Annotated in this window: 23 protein-coding genes; 4 read left to right on the forward strand and 19 right to left on the reverse strand. The window is 50.0% G+C overall.

The window, feature by feature from the left end; all coding sequences use genetic code 11:
* Positions 1-187: 187 nt before the first annotated feature.
* Positions 188-3,301 (reverse strand): DEAD/DEAH box helicase, encoded by a 3,114-nt coding sequence (locus G3255_RS17395; RefSeq protein ID WP_211655622.1) that lies wholly within the window; start codon positions 3,299-3,301, stop codon positions 188-190.
* A 160-nt stretch (positions 3,302-3,461) separates the two neighbouring features.
* Between G3255_RS17395 and G3255_RS17400 the strand changes: the two genes are divergently transcribed.
* On the forward strand, positions 3,462-3,911 hold the full coding sequence (locus tag G3255_RS17400) for an SRPBCC family protein (RefSeq protein WP_211655623.1): 450 nt from the start codon (positions 3,462-3,464) through the stop codon (positions 3,909-3,911).
* 27 nt (positions 3,912-3,938) lie between these two features.
* Complete coding sequence (locus G3255_RS17405) at positions 3,939-4,697, forward strand: SDR family oxidoreductase (protein ID WP_211655624.1); 759 nt, start codon at positions 3,939-3,941, stop codon at positions 4,695-4,697.
* Positions 4,698-4,762: 65 nt separating this feature from the next.
* Here the strand turns inward: G3255_RS17405 and G3255_RS17410 are convergent, their stop codons facing one another.
* The gene (locus G3255_RS17410) at positions 4,763-5,626 is read right to left on the reverse strand and encodes an IS3 family transposase (protein ID WP_211655846.1); all 864 of its coding nucleotides are present in this window, start codon (positions 5,624-5,626) and stop codon (positions 4,763-4,765) included.
* Positions 5,590-6,147 (reverse strand): helix-turn-helix domain-containing protein, encoded by a 558-nt coding sequence (locus tag G3255_RS17415; protein ID WP_211655625.1) that lies wholly within the window; start codon positions 6,145-6,147, stop codon positions 5,590-5,592. The genes G3255_RS17410 and G3255_RS17415 overlap by 37 nt, the downstream gene beginning before the upstream one ends.
* A 394-nt stretch (positions 6,148-6,541) precedes the next feature.
* Here G3255_RS17415 and G3255_RS17420 point away from each other — a divergent pair, with 394 nt between their 5' ends.
* Positions 6,542-7,078: an ECF transporter S component gene (locus G3255_RS17420; RefSeq protein WP_211655626.1), complete on the forward strand. Its 537-nt coding sequence runs from the start codon at positions 6,542-6,544 to the stop codon at positions 7,076-7,078.
* 113 nt (positions 7,079-7,191) lie between these two features.
* Here the strand turns inward: G3255_RS17420 and mqo are convergent, their stop codons facing one another.
* The 14 genes from mqo to G3255_RS17490 form a co-directional block, all read right to left on the reverse strand.
* Positions 7,192-8,721, reverse strand: coding sequence for a malate dehydrogenase (quinone) (gene mqo, locus G3255_RS17425; protein WP_211655627.1), 1,530 nt, complete (start codon positions 8,719-8,721; stop codon positions 7,192-7,194).
* Positions 8,722-9,032: 311 nt separating this feature from the next.
* Positions 9,033-9,302, reverse strand: a complete 270-nt coding sequence (locus G3255_RS17430; RefSeq protein ID WP_211655628.1) for a hypothetical protein — start codon at positions 9,300-9,302, stop codon at positions 9,033-9,035.
* Positions 9,303-9,383: 81 nt separating this feature from the next.
* Positions 9,384-9,944 (reverse strand): DNA-3-methyladenine glycosylase I, encoded by a 561-nt coding sequence (locus G3255_RS17435; RefSeq protein ID WP_211655629.1) that lies wholly within the window; start codon positions 9,942-9,944, stop codon positions 9,384-9,386.
* 60 nt (positions 9,945-10,004) lie between these two features.
* Positions 10,005-10,205 (reverse strand): hypothetical protein, encoded by a 201-nt coding sequence (locus tag G3255_RS17440; RefSeq protein WP_211655630.1) that lies wholly within the window; start codon positions 10,203-10,205, stop codon positions 10,005-10,007.
* Between the two features lie 39 nt (positions 10,206-10,244).
* A complete protein-coding gene (locus G3255_RS17445; protein ID WP_211655631.1) occupies positions 10,245-10,451 on the reverse strand; it encodes a hypothetical protein in 207 nt (68 codons plus the stop codon).
* A gap of 217 nt (positions 10,452-10,668) precedes the next feature.
* Positions 10,669-10,893 (reverse strand): hypothetical protein, encoded by a 225-nt coding sequence (locus G3255_RS17450; protein WP_211655632.1) that lies wholly within the window; start codon positions 10,891-10,893, stop codon positions 10,669-10,671.
* 35 nt (positions 10,894-10,928) lie between these two features.
* A complete protein-coding gene (locus G3255_RS17455; protein ID WP_211655633.1) occupies positions 10,929-11,168 on the reverse strand; it encodes a hypothetical protein in 240 nt (79 codons plus the stop codon).
* 138 nt (positions 11,169-11,306) lie between these two features.
* Complete coding sequence (locus G3255_RS17460) at positions 11,307-12,608, reverse strand: MATE family efflux transporter (protein WP_211655634.1); 1,302 nt, start codon at positions 12,606-12,608, stop codon at positions 11,307-11,309.
* Between the two features lie 13 nt (positions 12,609-12,621).
* Positions 12,622-13,386, reverse strand: coding sequence for an ABC transporter ATP-binding protein (locus G3255_RS17465; RefSeq protein ID WP_211655635.1), 765 nt, complete (start codon positions 13,384-13,386; stop codon positions 12,622-12,624).
* Entirely contained in the window at positions 13,368-14,183 is an 816-nt protein-coding gene (locus G3255_RS17470; RefSeq protein ID WP_211655636.1) for an ABC transporter ATP-binding protein, read from the reverse strand. Before G3255_RS17470 ends, G3255_RS17465 begins: the two co-directional genes overlap by 19 nt.
* Positions 14,180-15,016 (reverse strand): nickel transporter permease, encoded by an 837-nt coding sequence (gene nikC, locus G3255_RS17475; protein ID WP_211655637.1) that lies wholly within the window; start codon positions 15,014-15,016, stop codon positions 14,180-14,182. The genes G3255_RS17470 and nikC overlap by 4 nt, the downstream gene beginning before the upstream one ends.
* The gene (gene nikB, locus G3255_RS17480) at positions 15,016-15,960 is read right to left on the reverse strand and encodes a nickel ABC transporter permease (protein ID WP_308461993.1); all 945 of its coding nucleotides are present in this window, start codon (positions 15,958-15,960) and stop codon (positions 15,016-15,018) included. The genes nikC and nikB overlap by 1 nt, the downstream gene beginning before the upstream one ends.
* Positions 15,961-17,490, reverse strand: a complete 1,530-nt coding sequence (gene nikA / locus G3255_RS17485; protein WP_211655638.1) for a nickel ABC transporter substrate-binding protein — start codon at positions 17,488-17,490, stop codon at positions 15,961-15,963.
* A 331-nt stretch (positions 17,491-17,821) separates the two neighbouring features.
* Positions 17,822-18,166, reverse strand: coding sequence for a DUF6176 family protein (locus tag G3255_RS17490; protein ID WP_211655639.1), 345 nt, complete (start codon positions 18,164-18,166; stop codon positions 17,822-17,824).
* A 184-nt stretch (positions 18,167-18,350) separates the two neighbouring features.
* On the opposite strand from G3255_RS17490, the gene G3255_RS17495 reads away from it, so the two are divergent.
* Positions 18,351-19,283 (forward strand): iron-hydroxamate ABC transporter substrate-binding protein, encoded by a 933-nt coding sequence (locus G3255_RS17495; RefSeq protein WP_211655640.1) that lies wholly within the window; start codon positions 18,351-18,353, stop codon positions 19,281-19,283.
* A gap of 68 nt (positions 19,284-19,351) precedes the next feature.
* On the opposite strand, the gene G3255_RS17500 is transcribed toward G3255_RS17495, so the two are convergent.
* Both G3255_RS17500 and G3255_RS17505 read right to left on the reverse strand, forming a co-directional pair.
* Complete coding sequence (locus tag G3255_RS17500; RefSeq protein WP_211655641.1) at positions 19,352-19,522, reverse strand: Fe3+ hydroxamate ABC transporter substrate-binding protein; 171 nt, start codon at positions 19,520-19,522, stop codon at positions 19,352-19,354.
* Between the two features lie 22 nt (positions 19,523-19,544).
* Entirely contained in the window at positions 19,545-20,099 is a 555-nt protein-coding gene (locus tag G3255_RS17505; protein ID WP_211655642.1) for a hypothetical protein, read from the reverse strand.
* Between the last annotated feature and the right edge of the window lie 130 nt (positions 20,100-20,229).

Genomic DNA, 20,229 nt, shown 5'->3' on the forward strand with positions numbered 1-20,229 from the left:
AAGTAAGAGGTAGTTATCTCTTTACTACTGTAAAAGCAGTTGTTGGATCTTCTGAAAATTCCTGAAGGCTAGGCACTTTTTCATTACCTATAAAATAAAGGATTGAGAAAACGGCATTTATGCGACAAGGAAATTCGATTTCCGCCCTAAGCTCAATCCCACCCCTATATGAAGATCTACAGTTCATTCAAATCATCAAAATCTCCCGGATGTCCTCTTCACTCATCGACTGCACGGCTTCTGAACCGGATTGGATCATCTCATCCACCAAATCCTGCTTGCGAAGCTGCAAGTCGTACATCTTTTCTTCGATCGTCCCCTTCGCCACCAAGCGCAGCACCTGCACTTCCCGCTTCTGTCCCATCCGGTGCGCGCGGTCCGCTGCCTGCTGCTCGACGGCCGGGTTCCACCACAAATCATACAAAATGACCGTATCGGCCCCCGTCAAATTGAGCCCGGTGCCGCCTGCTTTCAAGGAAATCAAAAACAGGTCCTCTTCGCCTTCGTTAAAGCGGTCGCATAATTCCACACGTTCTTTCGGCGGCGTCGAACCATCCAAATAGAAATACGACCTTCCTGAGCGCAACAGCGACTGCCCGATGATATTGAGCATGCCCGTGAACTGGGAGAACACCAGCACACGGCGGCCTGTCAAGCGCGCCTCTTCCAGGATCTCCAGCAATTGCTCGAACTTCGCCGAGCCGCCTGAGTAATCTTCCACAAACAATGACGGGTGGCAGCACAATTGCCGCAGACGCGTCAGTCCCGCAAGAATGCGGATGCGGTTTTTGCGCATGCTATTGTCGCGCAGATGCTTCAAGGCTTCGTGGCGCAGTTCCGCAAGATACGCCGTGTACAGTTTCTTCTGCTCTTCGCGGAGTTCGGAATGTTCGATACGCTCGATCTTTTGCGGCACTTCGCCGAGCACTTCTGCTTTCGTCCGGCGCAACAGGAACGGCCGCACGCGCTTCGCGATATCGGCGTTGCGCAGTTCCGCAAACTGGCTGCGATCCGGAAGCAGCGCCGGAAAAACGATGTGGAAGATCGACCACAATTCGTCGAGCGAGTTTTCGATCGGCGTCCCAGTGAGCGCAAAACGATGCCGGGCGTTTAGCTCTTTCACGGCTTTCGCGGTTTGGGTCGCCGGATTTTTAAAGGCTTGGGCTTCATCGAAAAAAATCGTATGGAAGGTCCAATCTTTATACGCCCCCCGGTCCATCCGCAACACCGGATAGGATGTGATATACACATCACCGGGCTTGTTCAAAGCTTGCGTCCGCTTCGCTTTCGAACCGTCGACGATGACCGTCTGGATCTCCGGTGCAAAACGCTCAAATTCGGCTTGCCAATTGTACATGAGCGAAGAAGGCGCAACGATCAGCGCCGGCTCGTCGCTCTTGCGGATGTCTTCCAGCACCGATTGCACGAAAGCGATGCTTTGAACGGTTTTTCCGAGTCCCATCTCATCTGCCAATATGCCGCCGAATCCGTATTTCGCCAGCAAACGAAACCAGCTGAATCCGCGCTTTTGGTAATCCCGCAAAATGCCTTCAAAACGCTCCGGCAATTGTTGTGATTGTGTCCACGGATGGTGCAGCTCTTTTAACAAGCGCGCAAATTCCGTCCCGGCCTCCGATAATTCATGCTGTTCGAGGCTCCCGGCAAGCCGCATTCCTTCCAGCAGCGGAATGCGCTGAACTCGTTCAAAATTATCTTCATCGATGTTCATGACAGCCAAATATTCCTCAAACGCTGCCATGCCCGGGGTTTCAAGCGACATTAACGTACCGTTAGGGATGCGGAAATAACGCTTTTTCTCCCGAATGGCTCGGATAATGCCTCGTAATTCTTCTTCCGGTATACCCCCGAGATCGAAGCGGAACTCCAGCCAATCGGTCCGGTCTTTCGGCAGATTGACACGGATTTTCGGCCCTGGCAAGGTTTTTTGGATACGCATTTTCACCGAAGTCGTCGCATAGACTTCGAGCCATTCTTCCAGCAGCGGCACCGTATCATAAAGGAAATCATATTCCGCTTCTTCGTCCTGGAGATAGAAACCGCCGTCCGTTTTCGTCAGCCGCCCCGACTCCATCAAGTCCATGATGGCCTGTTCTTTTTCGAGCTGGCGGAACACGCCAGGATACTGCCGGTATGTTCCGTCGGGCTCTTCGCATGGATTGATGATGAGCTGTCCGTAATGAAATTCAAGTCCTGCAAGCAATCGGCTGCGCACACGGTCGAGATACAATTTCGCGCGCAGCGGCGTTTCTCCGATTTTCTCAATCGCCTTTTCCATGACGATGACCGGCCCGAGTTTTTCCAGCCCCGGCAAGACCGCTTTCATCATATGGGCGACTTGGCTTTCCTCGACCGCCAGCTCCTCGCCCGCCCCTTGCATCAATTCCTGCAAGCCCGACAGACGCTTCATATCAGCTGCGGCCGGCTGGACAATCGATTCTTCCGTTAAGGCAACGCCGTATTTCAGAAAGATTTGAAGACGCTCCAAACCACGGACGATCAAGCGGTATCCGCTAGTGCCGTGGTCCAGCCGAAACGACACCGGCAGTGTATCCGTTACGTGAAACGGCAGCACTTCCCCGAGCGGATTTTCGAATTTGGCATGCGTGATTTCGCGAAGCACAGGCAACAGGCGCTCCCAATCGCTTGCGGAAACGAGCAATTTTCCGTTTTCATCCGGCTGGAGATTGCTTTTATCGAGCACTTGCAGCAGCTCCAGGACCGGTTGTTCAAGTGCATGGCGGCTTGGGTCGTATGGAATCGCTGCGGTCTCCTCGTATTGGCCGTTTGACAGGGCCGATACGAAACGCAGGGGATCCCGGACATTTTTCAAGATTGCCGTGCCGCTTCTCAACGTCAGCGCCAAATGTTCTTTGCCTCCGCTGCGTACAGTTGCTTCGACGTGATAAGGCACGCGCCGGTCGAAGCGATGCAAACGGGCAGAAGGCTTGTCGTCTTCTTCGAATAAGCCGAACATCTGCTCAGCGAGCGGGCGCTCCCGCTGGCCAAGTTCTTCTGCGGCTATCATCACCGCTGCAATGTGATGGCAATATGTATGGATGAAGCCGACAGGCGGACAGCTGCATTCCGCATGGATGGTCCCGGCTTGGGAGCGGGTTAACTCAACGTGGAATGAGCTGCGTCCTTCGACAGTAGCGGTTATGGACTGGTCATTGGCTTCTGTGATATTGACTTTTCCGGCCATTTGAAACGCTTGGCCTTTTTTATAGGCAGCCTGGCCGCATAATTTGCGGATATGTTTATCGCTGATCCAAAATTCCATAGCGGCCCCTTTCTTCTGCGTGATATTGTCTTACTTTCATTATCCGGCATGCCGCGTTCGTCTTCAAGCGGATGAGCTTTACACATACAGTGCTTTAGACTTATAATAGACTTAATTTTCAGATATTAATTGATAGCTTGATTCCAAGGGGGAGATCGCAATGGCCCGTGCCCATCAAAGCATATTCATCCAAGCGCCGATCGACGAAGTGTTCCAGTTCGCCAAGAAGCCCGGAAACTGGACGAGTTTCTACAATCATTTATCCAAACCGGAAAGGATCGAAGGCACCGGCGAAGCAGGCACTGAAGTCGAGACAGTGTTTTCCATTATCGGCTTGCGCTTCCCGGTGACGATCAATGTGGTCCGCTGTGAACGCAGCGGCGATGAAGGATTTTGGGAAGGCATCATCACCGGCAGCTTTATCGCCCATCAAAAGAGCCATTACCGCTCGATGGACGGTGGAACTGAAGCTGTTTTCGAATTGGAAATCGATTTGCCCCACAGCGCTTTCGACCGTTTCACCGAGCGGCTGGTCTATGACCGGCTGGAAAGAAATACTCTTCGCCATACACTTGAAAATCTCAAAGCCGCCTGCGAATTGGAGCGTTAAAATTTAGTCGACGAAAGGATGAATCAGATGAGATTGGAAGGAAAAGTAGCGATCGTCACAGGGGCCGCTTCCGGCATGGGAAAATCCATAGCCGTCTTGTATGCCAAAGAAGGTGCGAAAGTCGTGGTCTCTGATATTAACCAGCAAGGGGCCGATGCTGTCGTTGAAGAAATCAAATCCAGCGGCGGTGAAGCAATTGCTGTCGCTTGCAATGTCGCAAAAGAAGCAGATATCCAAGCGTTGGTCGATAGCACTGTCGCTGAATATGGCACGCTCGATATCCTCGTCAATAATGCCGGCATCATGGACAATTTCGAAGCTGCCGCAGACATCGAAGACGACAGCTGGGAGCGCATTTTTGCAATCAATACGACGGGCGTCATGCGCGCCACCCGAAAAGCGCTGAAAGTATTCCTTGAAAAAGGCTCCGGCAATATCATCAATATCGCATCCGCTGGCGGCTTGCAAGGAGCGCGTGCCGGCGCAACGTATACCGCATCGAAGCACGCGGTCATCGGCTTTACAAAAAATACCGGCTTTATGTATGCCAATAGCGGCATCCGTTGCAACGCGATCGCACCCGGCGGCGTCGAGACCAATATCGGCTCTACGATGACCCATATCAGCGAATTCGGCATGGGCCGCACGCAACCCGGCATGGCGGTCAACCCGCGCATCGGCAAACCGGATGAAATCGCCTATGTCGCTTTGTTCCTTGCTTCCGATGAATCGAGCTTCGTCAACGGCACCGTCATCACCGCGGATTCCGGCTGGCTCGCTTATTGAACTAATTGAAAACCCCGCATGCTGAATTCCGGCATGGTAGTGACCCCTTAAAGTTAGAGTTTAGTTCATGCAGCTAATTGGCTGGCATGAGCTCGGTATTTCACCGGGCTCATGCCGGCCAATTTTTGTTTAATGCGTTCATTGTTGTAGTAATCGATATAGTGTTCAATCCGCTGTTTTAACTCTTCATACGAAACCAACGTTTCTCCGTAATACATCTCTTGCTTTAGGAGACCAAAGAAATTTTCCATGGCCGCATTGTCGGCACAGGTCCCTTTTCGGGACATGCTCTGGAAGATGCGTTGTTTTTTCAACGCTTTCACCCAGGCAACGTGCTGGTAATGCCACCCTTGATCGGAATGGAGGGTGGTCCGGTAAACCGCTTGTTCCTGAATCACTGGCAGGGCTTGGTTAAGTGATTCCATCACGAATTCCAGCGTCGGTCGTTTGGCCATACTGAACCCAATGACTTCGCCGTTATAGAGATCCATCACTGGACTTAAATAAAGTTTTTGTTCGCCCGTACATTTGAACTCGGTGACATCTGTTGTCAGTTTTTGCAGGGCATACGGTGTGGAAAACCTGCGGTTCATCCGGTTTTTAGCGAGGGTTCCGACTTTCCCCTTATACGACTTGTAGCGGGATTTCCGGATGAACTTCACGCAGTTCAATCCCAAGTCTCGCATGAGACGCTGGACTTTCTTATGATTGATGTCGTATCCCTGTGCTCGCAATTCCAGATGAATCCGTCGGTATCCGTAACGGCCTTGGTGCTTCTCGAAGAGCATCCGGATCACTGTTTTCCACTCCCGGTCCGGGTCTTCGCAATCGAATCGCTGGCGATGGTAATGGTAGGTCGCATCTGGAAGATCGACGATGTTCAACACATCCGTTAATCGGAATCCTTCTTCGTGGAGTTCGAACGCCAGCGCTGCTTGTGCTTTTCGAGGAAGGCATCCGGATTCTCCTGGAAAGCTTTTAACTTTTTTAAATACGCCACTTCCAAACGAAGGAGCTCATTCTCCCGTTCCAATTGCGCTTCCCGAGACAGGGGCTTTTCGTTCTTGATCGGTTTTGGTCTTTTTGACATGGAGGGCCGTCCTTTCGCTCGTGCTTCCAGGCCTTTTACCCCTTTCTCCAGAACTCGACGGTTCCAATTCACAATGAGTGAAGGATTGTTCATCTTGAAATGGATCGCTGCGTCTTGGTAAGAAGCACCTGTGTGTTCCATAAAGTGTAATACATCCACTTTGAATTGAACAGAATACACTTGTTTTGTCTGCTTTCTCCGCAAGGCTTTAAGGCCAAACTCCTGATACGCCCGAACCCAGCGCCTAATCGGAGAGGGATCTGGCAAGCCGTATTTGTGGGCTAAGCGTCTATACCCCAACTTTCCTTCTGCGTATTCCTTCACTAGCTTCAACTTAAATTCTTCGCTATATTTCGCCATATAAAAACACCCCAAAAGTTAGATTTGAACTCTAACTTTTGGGGTGCACTACCCATACGGGGTTTTTTGGGCATTAAAAAACACCCCGCATAAATGCGGGATGTATCGATAGCTGCGGCGTATCAGGCCACGCTCCACAACGTGTTCCATAAAGGAATGCCTGTCCGTCTTATGCAGCTTAGCTCATCGCGTAGTTAACAATAGCCTATACACCGTGCCCTGTCAACTGCAAAAATCCGAAGCCTCTACTTCCCCCTTTACAACTGACCTCTAAAAATTATTCGGAATTGATACTTTTAACTAGGTCAATTACTTGCTACAGTAGTTCAAAACTACACGGCATTGCTGGAAGGCCTTGCGCCTGGCGGATGTCCAAGAAAGAAGGAATCGTTTCATGCAAAAAACTACGACTTATTCCAGTTCCAAAACTTATGATTTGATCATCACTTCGATGCTCATCGCACTTGTTTTTGTGGCGACACTGCTGCTCAATATCCGCCTGCCGATTGCTGCAAACGGCGGGCTGGTCCACCTTGGCACGACGATGCTGTTCACGGCTGCCCTGTTGTTCGGCCCGAAAAAGGGAGCCATCGCCGGGTCAGCCGGAATGGGGCTGTTCGACTTGGTTTCCGGTTGGACGCTATGGGCACCGATCACCATCATCGCACGCGGTCTTCAAGGCTATCTGGTCGGGAAAATTGCCTGGTCGGGCGGGCGCAGCGGCGAAAATATGGGCATTAACATTCTTGCCTGTGCCTTGTCAATTCCGGTGATGGTCGCCATTTACTATCTCGGCGAAGCGATCATCTTCAGCAGCTGGATCATTCCGGCAGCCTCCATTCCAGGAAATCTGGTGCAAAACGCAGTCGGCTTGGCACTCGCCATCCCTGTCGTAGCCGCGTTGAAGAAAACACCTTACTTCAGAAATTAAGCACCCACTACCCCCTCCGAAAAATCGGCAGGGGGTTTCTATCGGCTCTTTTAGAACTGGCCACCCAACCAATATAAAAAACCGCTGAGAATTTCTCAGCGGTTTTTAATCGATTAAATTTGCGGTGTCAAATCTTCCGGCGCGTGGTCGGCCGGTTTTACTTCATTCAAGTCCAGCGTTTCGGCTGTATATTTATGAACATGTTTTAATAGTTCATCATTGTCCATCAAAGATTTGCCGTAGGACGGGATCATTTCCTTGATTTGCGGTTCCCATTTTTCCAATTCCTGAGGGAAGCAGCTTGCGAGCAGCTTCAGCATGACGTGAACCGCTGTCGAAGCTCCAGGCGATGCCCCAAGCAACGCAGAGATGCTACCGTCAGATGAAGTGACAAGCTCGGTACCGAATTGCAGCGTGCCTTTGCCGCCTGCATCGGTATCTTTAATGACCTGGACACGTTGCCCTGCAACGACGAGCTCCCAGTCATCACTTTTCGCATTCGGGACAAATTCGCGCAACTCTTCCATGCGCTGTTCTTTCGACTGGATGACTTGCTGAATCAAGTATTGCGTCAACGACAAGTTTTTCGCTCCGCCCGACAGCATCGTCAATACGTTATTCGGCTTGACGGATGCCACCAAATCCATGTAAGAACCGGTTTTCAGGAACTTCGGCGTAAAGCCTGCGAATGGCCCGAACAACAAGGATTTCTTGTCATCGATAAAGCGTGTATCCAAGTGAGGCACGGACATCGGCGGTGCGCCGACTTTCGCTTTCCCGTAAACTTTCGCGTGATGCTGCTCGATGACTTCCGGGTTTTTGCAGACCATAAATAGTCCACTGACCGGGAATCCGCCGATATGCTTCGATTCCGGGATGCCTGATTTTTGGAGCAAATGGATGCTTGCCCCGCCGCCGCCGATAAAGACGAACTTCGCTGTGTGTACGTCGAGTTTGCCGGTCTCCAAGTTTTTAACTTTCAGCAACCAACGGCCATCTTTCATTTGTTTCAAATCCTGCACCGCATGGCGGTAGTGGACGTTAACATCTTCTTTTACGAGACGGTCAAACAGCATGCGCGTTAAAGCGCCGAAGTTGACGTCCGTGCCCGTATCGATTTTCGTCGCCGCAATCGGCTCGTTGTCTTGGCGGTTCGCCATGATCAACGGCATCCATTCTTTCAGCACTTCCGGGTCGTCGGAAAATTCCATGCCTGTAAAGAGCGGGTTTTTAATCATTGCGTCAAAACGTTTTTTCAAGAAACGGATATTGTCTTCGCCTTGCACCATGCTAATGTGCGGAAGTGGGCGAATGAAGTCTTCCGGGTTTTTCAATAATCCCGTTTTCACGAGATGGGACCAGAACTGGGCTGACACCTGGAATTGCTCGTTGACGTCGATGGCTTTGCTGATATCCATCGTGCCATCCGGTTTTTCTTTCGTATAGTTCAATTCACAAAGGGCTGCGTGGCCAGTACCGGCGTTGTTCCATTCGTTTGAACTTTCTTCGCCTGGGCTCGACAGTTTCTCGAACACATTGATTTTCATGTCTGGAGACAATTCCTTTAGAAGAATCCCCAAAGTCGCACTCATAATACCGGCACCGATTAAGATTACATCTGTATCAGTTTCTCTATTGCTCATGTATACCTTCCTTTTCTACGCAAGTATTAGCGGCTTTTCGAGTCCACCGCTTCCGTGTTAAATCCACCATCTATTGTATGCCTGTGTGACACAAAATTTCTACTACTAACGGACAATTATAAACCATTTTGCGTAAGGATTAAAGAAAATAAGCCTTTTGCGCAAAGCCATGAGATGAAAAAGCGGATTCCTGCACTGAAGGCGCGGAATCCCCCTTCGAACGAGCAGCTTAGCTGTTCCGCAATCTTCACCCATGCAAAAAGAGACCATCATTTCGACGGTCTCTACAGAATCTTCATTGCAATTAAACTTTACCAACTTGGCTTGGAAGCGAATTTCTTGTAAAGGGCAAGGAGGCACCAGAACAGCATGGCCGTAGCGAGAAAACTGGCCACATATCCGATCGGCGAAACCGTATAGCCGAATGACACTTCCGACTGCAACACGTACTCATTCGCCCATAACGCTTCGATATTCGGCTGATACAGCATCGTTTTTGCATATCCGACCATAAATGTGACAATCCAATACAAAAGATGGACCATAATGGCACCAGCTGCTGCCTGGCATATCAGCTTCATCTCGCTCACCCCTTTTCCATATTTTAGCATAAAAATGGAAAAGCGCCTATATAGAATTCCAACTGTTCCCAATTTTTTAATTTATTTTCGGTTCGCGCTGCGGAATGGGCAGCTGATTATATGATCGTCGACGATTCCTACTGCCTGAAGAAACGAATAGGTCGTGACCGGGCCGACAAATTTAAAGCCGCGTTTTTTCAAATCCTTGCTGAGCTTTACCGACAATTCCGATTGTGCGGGGATCTGCCCGTCCGATTGCCATTTGTTGATCACCGCTTGGCCGTCCGTGAAGCTCCATAAATACTCGGCAAAACTGGTGAATTCCGATTGGACCTCCTTCACCGCCCGTGCATTCGTCCGGACAGATGCAAGCTTGGCGCCGTGTTTGATCACGCCGTATTGTTCTTTGATCTCGGCAAGCGCTTCGTCCGTCAATGCGGCGCAATAGTCTATATCGAAATTTTGAAAAGCCTCCTTGTAGCTATCGCGTTTTGACAGCACGATCTGCCAGGACAAGCCTGCCTGGGCGCCTTCCAAGCTCAGCATTTCAAATAAATAGCGTTCATCGCGGCTTGGCCGGCACCATTCCTCGTCATGGTAAGCCTGCATTCGTTCGTCGCCTTTCGGCCATTCACATTGCATTGGAGCACCTCTTCCTGTTTTTTTATGATGAAAAAAAGAAGCGGCAATCTTTCCCGCTCCTTACCGTTGATCGTCTTCCGGCGTTTCCTGTTCCTCTACTTTGACGCTTTTTACAGGTGTTTGTTGATTCGGCACATCGTCCACTTTATTGGACTTGCTCTTTTTCAGCATCATGAGGATACTGCCGACCAAAAGCCCGGTAATGAGCAGAAACAAACCAAAGATGATAAGCGCCACCGTGATTCCACCAGGCATCTCCACTTCCGTTTCCCCCTTTCGCTATCGATCCTTATATTCTTCTCATTGTTCATTCTCCAGCTTTTCCACACGCGTTTCCAGTGCCTTGATGCGTTTTTGCCAATCCGGTTCATCCGGCTGCAGCTTTTTGTTCTTGTTGGCCGCTGCCTTTACGGCAACTACCACCAGCACAATCGCCAAAATGAAAAAGCCGAGAAGGAAGAACGTTGCAATGATATCGCCAATATTGAACCTCATCATATTATCCACAATTCATATCCCCTTCCAGCCATGGTGTAAACTTCTACAAACTCCTTGGAAAACCCTTTATCAGCACATGCAGCCGATAACTTTCAAAGCCTTTCTTGAAGACAAAGCGCACCTTAAATTCCGGGCTTTATCCAGTCGATGGAAAATTTCATTCACTCCGCCAAAAAGCCGAAACCCTCCTTTAGGGCTTCGGCTTTTTACTGTTCAAACAATGCATTTAACGCATCATTTCATTCACAAAATACAGCTGATAGACAGCCGGAAGCAATAATGCAACGGCCAAACAAATCACGGCCGCGATTTTCGATTGTTTGCGAACACGCCCGTCATGCGATTTCAAGTGCTCAAAAAATGTCAACGTAAAGTAGAAACTAGCTACAACTAGCAGCGCCGAGACGATCCCCATCCAACTGCCCATCCCAAACATCCCCATATTCGACATTTCGCTTCCCCATTCCATATCCGATTAGGCGCCCGTTAAGCCGCCAAGAAGTAGTTTTGCCATGACACTGTCAGTAAAAACAGCGAAATGACCACAAAAGCATAACCCCAAAATTCTTTTTGGTTTTTCTCGATCCGTTCGAACCCTGCAACCAGCATAAACAATCCTGCGAGCAGCATGACGAGCGGCGTCAAAACCAATTTTTCGGTAAATAACGTATAGCTTCCCATTCCGATGACGCTTAATTGCAGAATGACACGAATTATTTTCAGCATCGCAATTGCTCCGTTTCCATGGAACTGCTCCAATGCCTCATAGCACATTTAGACAGTACACAAATTCCCATTTTTTCCATCCTATCATTTTTGAAAAATAAAAGGAATATGAAGATGGGAATTTATTGAAAAAATAACTCAAGCAGAAAAATACCGGTTCAACTTTGGCACATACAAGGAAAGGAAAATTGAACGGCCCGCACTAAACGCAATGAATGAAAGCCATAATCCGTGGTTGCCGAACAGGGGAACAGCGAGGAAATAGACGGCCAAAAACAGCAGCAATGCCATCATCATCGACTTCCGGACAGGCGCTGTTTCGGTAGCTCCCGTGAAAATGCCGTAGAAAATGATGCCGATGCTTGTGGAAATCGGAAACAGCAATAGCCACATGCTGTAATCAGACGCAATAGTAATGACTTCCGGGATTCCGGTAAACAAACGGATGACCGGGCCGCTGAACAGCCAATACACAGCCGTCAAAAACAACGCCGTGATCAGCGCCCATTGACTGGCCAAAGCAAGCGTTCGTTTATACAAGCCCTCGTCCCTCGCCCCGACTGCCTTGCCGGATAAAATGCTCGAAGCGTTCGAGAAGCCGTCGAAAAAATACGCCATCAAATAATGGATTTGGATCAGCACGGCATTGGCAGCCAATGTCTCGGTTCCAAACGACGCACTTTTGTATGTAAAGATATTGAAAACGGCGAGCAGGCAGACCGTCCGGATAAACAAATCCTGATTAACAGCGATCATCTTTTTCAAGGCCGCGCCTTCGAAAATCTGCTGGAGCGGCAATAGCTTCAGCGTGAATTGCGTCCGTTTCACGAGGAAGTAAATGCCCAAAACCATGGCACTCACTTCGGCGATCAAGGTGGCCGATGCGACTCCAGTGACGCCCCAAGCGAACCCTGTGACAAACAGCAAATCGAGCGCGATGTTCAATAAGTTCATGGCGATTTGGATCGTCACCGCAAGGCGGATGCGCGACATGCCCATCAGCCAGCCTAGAATAACGTAATTGATGAACGTCACCGGCACGCCCCACACGCGGATATGGAAATAATCCAGCGCCAAGGCTTTTACATCCTGTGCTGGATTGAGCAGGGCCATCGCAGCTGTCGCGATCGGATTTTGGAGGATCAGGAAAACGAGCCCGATTAACAGCGCGATGAAAAACGGCCGGATAAACGACAGCGTCTCCTGCAGCTCATCCCGCGCGCCGAGTGCTTGTGCGGCAAAGCCTGACGTGCTGACGCGCAAAAAGCCGAACAGCCAGTACATCGTATTGAAGATTACGGTGCCGATCGCGACGCCCCCGAGATAAGCGGGGTCCGGCAACTGTCCGACGACCGCCGTATCCACGGCCCCGAGCAAAGGCGTCGTCACGGTTGAAAAGGTTAAAGGCAAGGCAAGCGCCAAATATTTTTTATGATTCATGGTGCACTCCTGTTCAGTCGAATAAAGAAACCAATTGTTTTGTATAAGGATGGCGTTCATCTGTAAACAAATCGCCTTTTTCGAAACGGTCGACGATCTGCCCTTCTTTCATGACCAGTATTTTTTGGCTCAATGCCTGAATGGCCAGCAGATCATGGGAAATGAATAAATAAGATAAGTCCAATGCATCGCGGAGGTGATTCAGCAGCTTCAAGATCGACATTTGCGTCAGGACATCCAAGCTCGAAGTCGGTTCATCTAGCACTATAAGCGCCGGCTCCAGGCTGATGGCGCGTGCAATCGAAATGCGCTGCTTCTGGCCGCCGCTCAGTTCATGGGGATAGCGCGATAACAAATCCGGCGAGAGTTCTACCGCTTCCATCAATTGGCGTGCCATCTGTTCTTCACTGCCATGCTGGAAGTGGGTCAAAGACACCTGCGCGCCGTACTGGCGAAACGGCTCCATCAATGAATGGCGGATCTTCAACTTCGGGTTCAGCGAAGAAGCCGGATTTTGCATGACGGTCTGCAATTGACGCCGGTACGGTCGGATTTCCCGTTCGGTTTTATTGTGTAAGGGCGTGCCTTCAAACAAAATCTCCCCTTGATCAAGCCCCTCCAACTGTAAAATGCAGCGGGCGAGGGTGCTTTTGCCGCATCCGCTTTCGCCGACAATCCCGACACATTCTTTTCGGTCGAGCGAGAAGTTGATGTCTTTTAGTACCGGAATGCCCGGCTGGTAAGACTTTTGAACATCGTTCAATTGCAGTAAACGCATGATGTGTCGTCCCCCTTCAACAGCTGGAATGCCGCGGATAAGCTGGGCGAAGCCGCCATCAGCGACCGGGTGTAAGCATGCTGCGGCTGGTCCAGAACGCTTTGCTTATCGCCTTTCTCGACGACTGCCCCTTCTTTCATCACGACGATTTGGTCGGCGTGTTTTCGCACATGCCGCAGATCGTGGGTGATGAACAGCATCGCACAGCCGGTTTCCTGCTGCAAATCCGCAAGCAAACGAAGCACTTTAAAAGCCGAAATGCTATCGAGTGCCGCTGTCGGTTCGTCTGCAATGACGAGGTCCGGCTTTGTCAAAAGCGCCAAGCCGATCGAGCTGCGCTGAAGCTGCCCGCCGCTCAATTGAAACGGGTAGCGCGTATACATTTCCGGCTGCAAGCCGACCGACTCGAGCGCTTGTTCCGCCATTTCCCGGCGCTGCGTTTTCGACAGCTTGAAATGAGCTTTTAAAAATTCCTCAAAATGGCGGCCGATTGTATGAAACGGCGTAAATGAACCTTGATAGTCCTGAAAGATATAGGAAATGGAAGTGCCCCGCAAGCGGCGCATTTCTTTTGCACCGAACTGCAGGATATCTTTTCCATTATAAAGCGCTTTGCCCTGGGCTTTCAAATTCGGTGCGAGCAAACGGCCGATTGCGGAGGCGGTGACGCTTTTGCCGCTACCGCTTTGCCCGATGATGGCGAGCCATTCGCCTTTTTGGATCTCGAAAGAAACATCCTTTACAAGCGTTGCGTCGCCAACTTGGACCGTTAAATTTTGTACAGAGAGCAACGTCATTGTGCCACTTCCTTTTTCACGTCAAATTTATCGCGTAAATAATCGCCAAGCAAATTGGAGAACAAGACGACCGTCACAATGGCGAGTCCCGGATAAATCATCAAGGCCGGCACCGTCTGGAAATACGGGCGGGCTTCATTGAGCATCGCGCCCCATTCCGGCGCCGGCGGCTGGGCACCGAGTCCAATATAAGACAAGGAAGAAATCAATAAAATGATTTTTCCTAAATCCAGGCTGGCGAGCACCAAAATATGGCCAATCAAATGGGGAAACAAATGTTTCCACATGATGCGCCATTCGCTCAAGCCGTTGATCTTGGCCATGGTGATGTAATCTTTCTGCCGTTCCGTAACGACTGTGCTGCGGGCAAGGCGCGCGTAATTCACCCATTTGACCAAAATGATCGCCAGCAGCAAGTTCTCGATGCCTGCACCAAGCAAACCGCTCAGCACGATCGCGACGACTGTGTCCGGAAACGCCAAAAACGCATCCGCCATCCTCATCAGCAGGCGATCGACAAGGCCACCCTTGAATCCAGCAATGACGCCAATCGGCACTCCGATGGCGACCGCCAACAACAGCGCCAAAAAGCCATAGCCCACCGTCAATTGAAAGCCGAGCAGGATGCGCGTCAGCATATCACGCCCCAAATGATCGGTGCCAAAAGGATGCTGCCAGCTCATCGGGAGCAAGCGCTCATTCAAATCGACGAATGCCGGATCATGCTTCAATATGAGGAATGCGTACACCGCAATCGCAGCAATGAGGATTAGGAAAGCCGATAAAAACACCTTGGTGGCACGCGTTCTATTTATAGTAAGCCGGCTTGTCATCACACTCTCCCCTTTCCTTTTAAGCGCAGTTCCGGATTCAAATAACGATATGATAGATCGACGATGCTGTTGATCACAAATACCAGGATCGCCATGACAAAAATATAGCCCTGGATCATCGGATAATCCCTGCCGCGAATCGCATCAACGACCATCTTGCCGATTCCGGGATAGGCGAAAATCACTTCAATGACAACGACTCCACCGATCAAGCTGCCTAGGCTGACGCCAAATACCGTGATGACCGGCGGCAAACTCGCACGCAGCACATGGCTGAAGAAAATCCGCGGCTCTGAAATTCCACGGGCGCGCGCGGCTCGGATATTTTCCTGATTCAAGGAATCAATCAAGCTCGAGCGCAATAGCCGGACATAGACGCTTGAAATCGCGAGACCTAACGTAATAGAAGGAAGGACGGCAGAATGCAAGCCGTCCCTCCCCATTGTCGGCAGCCACCCTAGGCGGACACCGAGCAGATCGATCAATATAAGACCCAGCCAGAAACTTGGAACGGCGGCACCGAGCAATGACAAGCCGCGGCTCACTTGGTCGATCCAGCTGCCTCTGTAAAGCGCAGCAAGTGACCCGAGCGGCAAGGCGACCAGCACCATGACGAACAGACCGCCAAGCGTCAATTCCAAAGTTGCCGGAACGCCACTCCACAACATGTCCATGACAGGCTGGTTGGAAATATAGGAATTCCCGAAATCCAAGCGGGCAAAATCCACCAGCCACTCGCCGTACTGGACGAGCAACGGCTCGTTAAACCCCATGTCCTCTCGCAATTGCTCCACTTGTTCAGCCGATACCGATAAATCATCAACGCGCAGGATCGACAGCACCGGGTCTCCCGGAGCCATGCGCGCGAACAGGAAACTGACAAACGTGATCAATAATAGAAAGACCGCAACTTCGGCTAAGCGGCGCGTAATGATGCGAATCACTTACTCCACATCCAATTCGTTTGTCAGCATATAGTACTCGCTTCTTGTCGTCGTCCAATTTTTTACCTTGTCGGAATTATAGGCAACGAGCGTGTTCGGATGCAGTACAAATGAGTTGTACATTTGCTCGTCCACGTAGCTGGCGATTTCTTCTGCGATATCCGAACGCTGTTCCTGGCCGACGACCTGGTTCAATTCATCGATCATCGCCGTTAGCTTGTCATCGTCTGCACCGCTGAAATTGAGTGCGCCGTCGGGATGATAAGTCGCGTTCAAATAATAACCCGCATCCCCGCGCGGCGCCGTTAAGTTACTGTAAGTCGTCAAATCCCAGTCACGGTTAGCGGCCATATGCTCTTCCGGGATTTCGATTTGTTCGATCTCCACTTCAATGCCCAGCTGGCCGGCATCTGATTGGAACACTTGGGCAATCAACGGCAAATCGGCGCGTGCGCTATACGTCAATAGCGTCCAGGTCAACGGCTCCCCATTTTTTTGCATCACACCGTCCTGCTCCTTATAGCCTGCCTGTCCCAAAAGCTTGCGCGCTTCATCGATCCCACGCTTTTTTTCAGGATAATCCGGCGAAAAGGAGAAGGAGGACGGAAACGGCCCTGTCGCCACTTCCGCATGGCCGCTCAAAATCGTCTCAGCGATCATGTCACGGTCGATCAATGCATCGATCGCCTGGCGGACATGTACATCTTTCAGGGACTCACGCTGTAAGTTCATGGTCATCTGATGGACGCGGAAAGTCGAAGTCGACTCGACCGTCACCCCGTCGATCGCTTCAAGCTGTTCGACCGTTTCCACTTCAGGGCGGAACACGATGTCCGCGCCTTGTGATTCGAGCGCAAGCGAACGGGCATTGGCGTCTTCGTTAAATGAAAATCTCGCTTTCTCCAGTTTCGCAGCACCGTCCCAATAATCTTCGAAACGCACCAAGTCTACAGCCGTACCAGGCGTAAACGATGCCACGGCAAACGGGCCGGTGCCGATTGGTTTATTGATAAAATCGGTTTCACTGACGTCGATAATCGAGGTATTCGGATGCACCAGTTCAGAAGGGAATTCCGGAAACGGCATCGTCGTCTTGATGGTCAATTCCGTCCCTTCGACTGCAATCGATTCGATGCGCAACGCATTCTTAATGGCGATATTATCGGCCATGGCGCGTTCCAAGGAAGCTTTCACCGCTTCACCGTCCATCGGCTTGCCGTTTTGAAACTTCACGTCTTCGCGCAAGGTGAACGTCCAAGTCTGGCCATCCTCACTCGACCAGCTTTCCGCCAGCCAAGGTTCGATCTCCAGAGTTTCGTCGTTCAAATAAACCAAAGTCTCGGCAATTCCAGCACGCACTGGTACATAGCTTGTGTCGACGTGCGGGTCGAGTGAATTGGTCGCAAAATTGAACAATAGATTCACTTCTTTAACGGCGTCTTCCCCGCCCTCCGCCGATGAATCGGAACATGCGGACAATAAAAGCACCATAGCGGCTAATGCAATGAGTAAAACTAACAGTTTCTTCATAAAATCTTCTCCTTTTTGAATAATTTTGGCAAAATTAGCCGGTCATACAAGCTTTTCTTTCGCTAATTGACTGTAAGGAATCTTTAAAAAGTAATTATTACGATTTATAAAACCGAAAATTTTTTAGCCTCGTGTGGCAGCAGGCTAAAGGTATGCTATGTATTGAAAAACTCTCGATCAAGCGGTTCGGTTGTATGAATCAATGCAAAGAGTAAATGTTACGATTTACATCATATACCTTAGTTTTTCATTGCGCAAGCACAATTTGGGCTGGATGTTATTTTTCGTAAAAAAAGAGCCTGGCTTCTATTTCAGCCCGCTCTGATCTCTATTACTTCATCTGGTTTCGGATATGGGGAGGAATCATGACCGCTTCGACCGATAAATCGACGGCTTCAAAATCAGGATCGATGCATTCCTGCCAGTACGCCATATGCTTTTCATCGATCCAATGCGTTGAAGTTTCCACCGCCTGCCCGCCTTTTCCCTGTATCGAATACCAATACAGGTACTCGTTCCCGTCCAGCGTCTCCCGGAAAACGGTCTCGATGTACATGTTCTCGCCTTCCAAGGTCACCAGAACTTCTTCCATGTGATCGTTCAAGAACTTCAGCCATTCGTCCACTGCTTCCGATTTTCCTTGTTTCACCCGAAACCGAGTTAACTCAACATTCACCCCGACCACTTCCTTTGAAATTTTTTATAATCGCCCGCCTTGCCCGACACTGGCAAACTTATCGAAATTATCTTCCATAAGTTTGTTGACAATATATATATGGAGAAGTAGGATTAACTAAGAATCTAATTGAAAATGATTATCATTATTGATAGACCATTTTCTACTAAAGGAGAAGAAGAACTTGAAAAAATCAGGATTATTGTTCGTGCTTTTACTGCTATTGACTGTACTCGCTGCTTGCGGTTCTGCCGAATCGTCTGAAGATACGGGCGCTGCAGAACCGGAACAAGACGCAGCAGCGGAAACATTTACATACGAATCGGAAACGGGACCCGTTGAAGTGCCGACAGACCCACAGCGCATCATCGCCTTGACGAACGGGCCGAATGTCTTGGCGCTTGAAGGCAATATCGTCGGCATCGACGAATGGACCAATGCCAACCCGCTTTTTGAAGATATGCTGTCCGATGTGGAAATCGTCACGGAAGACAATTTGGAGAAAATCATCGAATTGGATCCGGACCTTATCATCGCTGGCACACATATGAAACATCTCGACAAGATGAGCGAAATCGCACCGACCGTTGCCTTTACATGGGGCAAACTCGATTATTTGGATCAGCAAGTGGAAATCGGTAAATTGCTCAATAAAGAACAGGAAGCGAAAGATTGGGTCGCTGATTTCCAAAGCCGCGCACAAGCTGCCGGTGAAGAAATCCGCGCCAAAATCGGTGAAGACGCCACTGTTTCGGTCATCGAAAGCGGCAATAAGGAATTCTATGTATTCGGTGATAATTACGCACGCGGCACTGAAATCCTCTATCAGGAAATGGGCTTGAACATGCCTGAAAAAGTCGAGGAACTGGCTCTTGAAGCGGGCGTCCACACGTTCTCGCTCGAAGTATTGCCTGACTTTGCAGGGGATTATGTCGTGCTCAGCAAAAACCCGGATGTCGACAACTCATTCATGGAAACCGATGTCTGGAACAATATCCCTGCAGTAAGCGAAGAGCGCGTCATTGAAATCAATACGAAAGCTTCGACTTATAGCGACCCGATCACACTTGACCATTTGCTTGGCATCTTTGAAGAAGGATTCCTTGCCGAAAGTTAAGCCATTTGAAAGCCCCCGTCCGAACGGCCTTCCACACCCCCCGGAAGCCGTTCGGACGGGGGCTTTCGTTATTTTTTGCTTTTCGAGCACGCATCGCAGGTAAACTTGGCCTCTAGTTTTAAGTACGCTTTGACCTCCGCGAACCCTTTGCGCTTCGGGTAACGCATCTGGAGCTCCACTAATTCACCGCCCTCGATTTCCCTGCCGCACACTTGGCATTTCGGTGATTCATTGAACATCGTCATCCCTCCCACTCGATCGTTATTGTTTTAAGCGTTCCGATAAGCCTTGATCGTCCGTATAAGTGAACTTGCCGATCTTGCCTTCTTGGACGGTCGAGAATAACACGACGCCTCCCACTTCAGCGTGCTGCTCTTTTCCGCCTTTTTTCTGAAACGCCACTTCTGCCGTGAACAGGTAGCGGTTCGCCACCGTATCGCTCAACTCGATGTCCACGTCTTCCAAGCGCAGCTCATAGCCATAAATATCAGCCAATCCCGGAAAATAGGTGCCGAATACCCGCATGAATTGATCCAATTCACTGTCGGTGAAATAGGCTCCATATTTGTCGTCCACTTGCTGTTCAAATGCCTCATTCACTTCGACGCCGTCCACGATTTGTTTGTTGGCAGGATTCCACATCTCCTCCAAAAACTCCTCGTCCGGCCCGTTGAATTGCAGCTCCAATACCCGCTCAATCGTTTCCATCTTCGGGTCGTCCGCTTTCGCCGCCATACACCCGCCTATAGTGAACACTGCCGCGAGCGCAGCCAATACCGCCAGCGCCAACTTCAATTTGCTTGCTCCTTTCTGCATCCCGACCATCTCCTTTGTTTATAATACGAAATAACTAAGCTTAAGTTTCAATTTTCTGGAATTTGAAGAGGGTTGCTTAGAAACCGTAAATTTCACAAAAGAAAAAACGCCTTTCCACTCGTTCCCCCGA

This window comes from Planococcus sp. MSAK28401, from assembly GCF_018283455.1.
GTDB lineage: Bacteria > Bacillota > Bacilli > Bacillales_A > Planococcaceae > Planococcus > Planococcus alpniumensis.

Bases quoted from the DNA above. Each gene is read 5' to 3' on its own strand.
- G3255_RS17395 (WP_211655622.1), bottom strand. From the start codon at position 3,301: ATGGAATTTTGGATCAGCGATAAACATATCCGCAAATTATGCGGCCAG.
- G3255_RS17400 (WP_211655623.1), top strand. From the start codon at position 3,462: ATGGCCCGTGCCCATCAAAGCATATTCATCCAAGCGCCGATCGACGAA.
- G3255_RS17405 (WP_211655624.1), top strand. From the start codon at position 3,939: ATGAGATTGGAAGGAAAAGTAGCGATCGTCACAGGGGCCGCTTCCGGC.
- G3255_RS17415 (WP_211655625.1), bottom strand. From the start codon at position 6,147: ATGGCGAAATATAGCGAAGAATTTAAGTTGAAGCTAGTGAAGGAATAC.
- G3255_RS17420 (WP_211655626.1), top strand. From the start codon at position 6,542: ATGCAAAAAACTACGACTTATTCCAGTTCCAAAACTTATGATTTGATC.
- mqo (WP_211655627.1), bottom strand. From the start codon at position 8,721: ATGAGCAATAGAGAAACTGATACAGATGTAATCTTAATCGGTGCCGGT.
- G3255_RS17430 (WP_211655628.1), bottom strand. From the start codon at position 9,302: ATGAAGCTGATATGCCAGGCAGCAGCTGGTGCCATTATGGTCCATCTT.
- G3255_RS17435 (WP_211655629.1), bottom strand. From the start codon at position 9,944: ATGCAATGTGAATGGCCGAAAGGCGACGAACGAATGCAGGCTTACCAT.
- G3255_RS17450 (WP_211655632.1), bottom strand. From the start codon at position 10,893: ATGTCGAATATGGGGATGTTTGGGATGGGCAGTTGGATGGGGATCGTC.
- G3255_RS17455 (WP_211655633.1), bottom strand. From the start codon at position 11,168: ATGCTGAAAATAATTCGTGTCATTCTGCAATTAAGCGTCATCGGAATG.
- G3255_RS17460 (WP_211655634.1), bottom strand. From the start codon at position 12,608: ATGAATCATAAAAAATATTTGGCGCTTGCCTTGCCTTTAACCTTTTCA.
- G3255_RS17465 (WP_211655635.1), bottom strand. From the start codon at position 13,386: ATGCGTTTACTGCAATTGAACGATGTTCAAAAGTCTTACCAGCCGGGC.
- G3255_RS17470 (WP_211655636.1), bottom strand. From the start codon at position 14,183: ATGACGTTGCTCTCTGTACAAAATTTAACGGTCCAAGTTGGCGACGCA.
- nikC (WP_211655637.1), bottom strand. From the start codon at position 15,016: ATGACAAGCCGGCTTACTATAAATAGAACGCGTGCCACCAAGGTGTTT.
- nikA (WP_211655638.1), bottom strand. From the start codon at position 17,490: ATGAAGAAACTGTTAGTTTTACTCATTGCATTAGCCGCTATGGTGCTT.
- G3255_RS17500 (WP_211655641.1), bottom strand. From the start codon at position 19,522: ATGTTCAATGAATCACCGAAATGCCAAGTGTGCGGCAGGGAAATCGAG.
- G3255_RS17505 (WP_211655642.1), bottom strand. From the start codon at position 20,099: ATGCAGAAAGGAGCAAGCAAATTGAAGTTGGCGCTGGCGGTATTGGCT.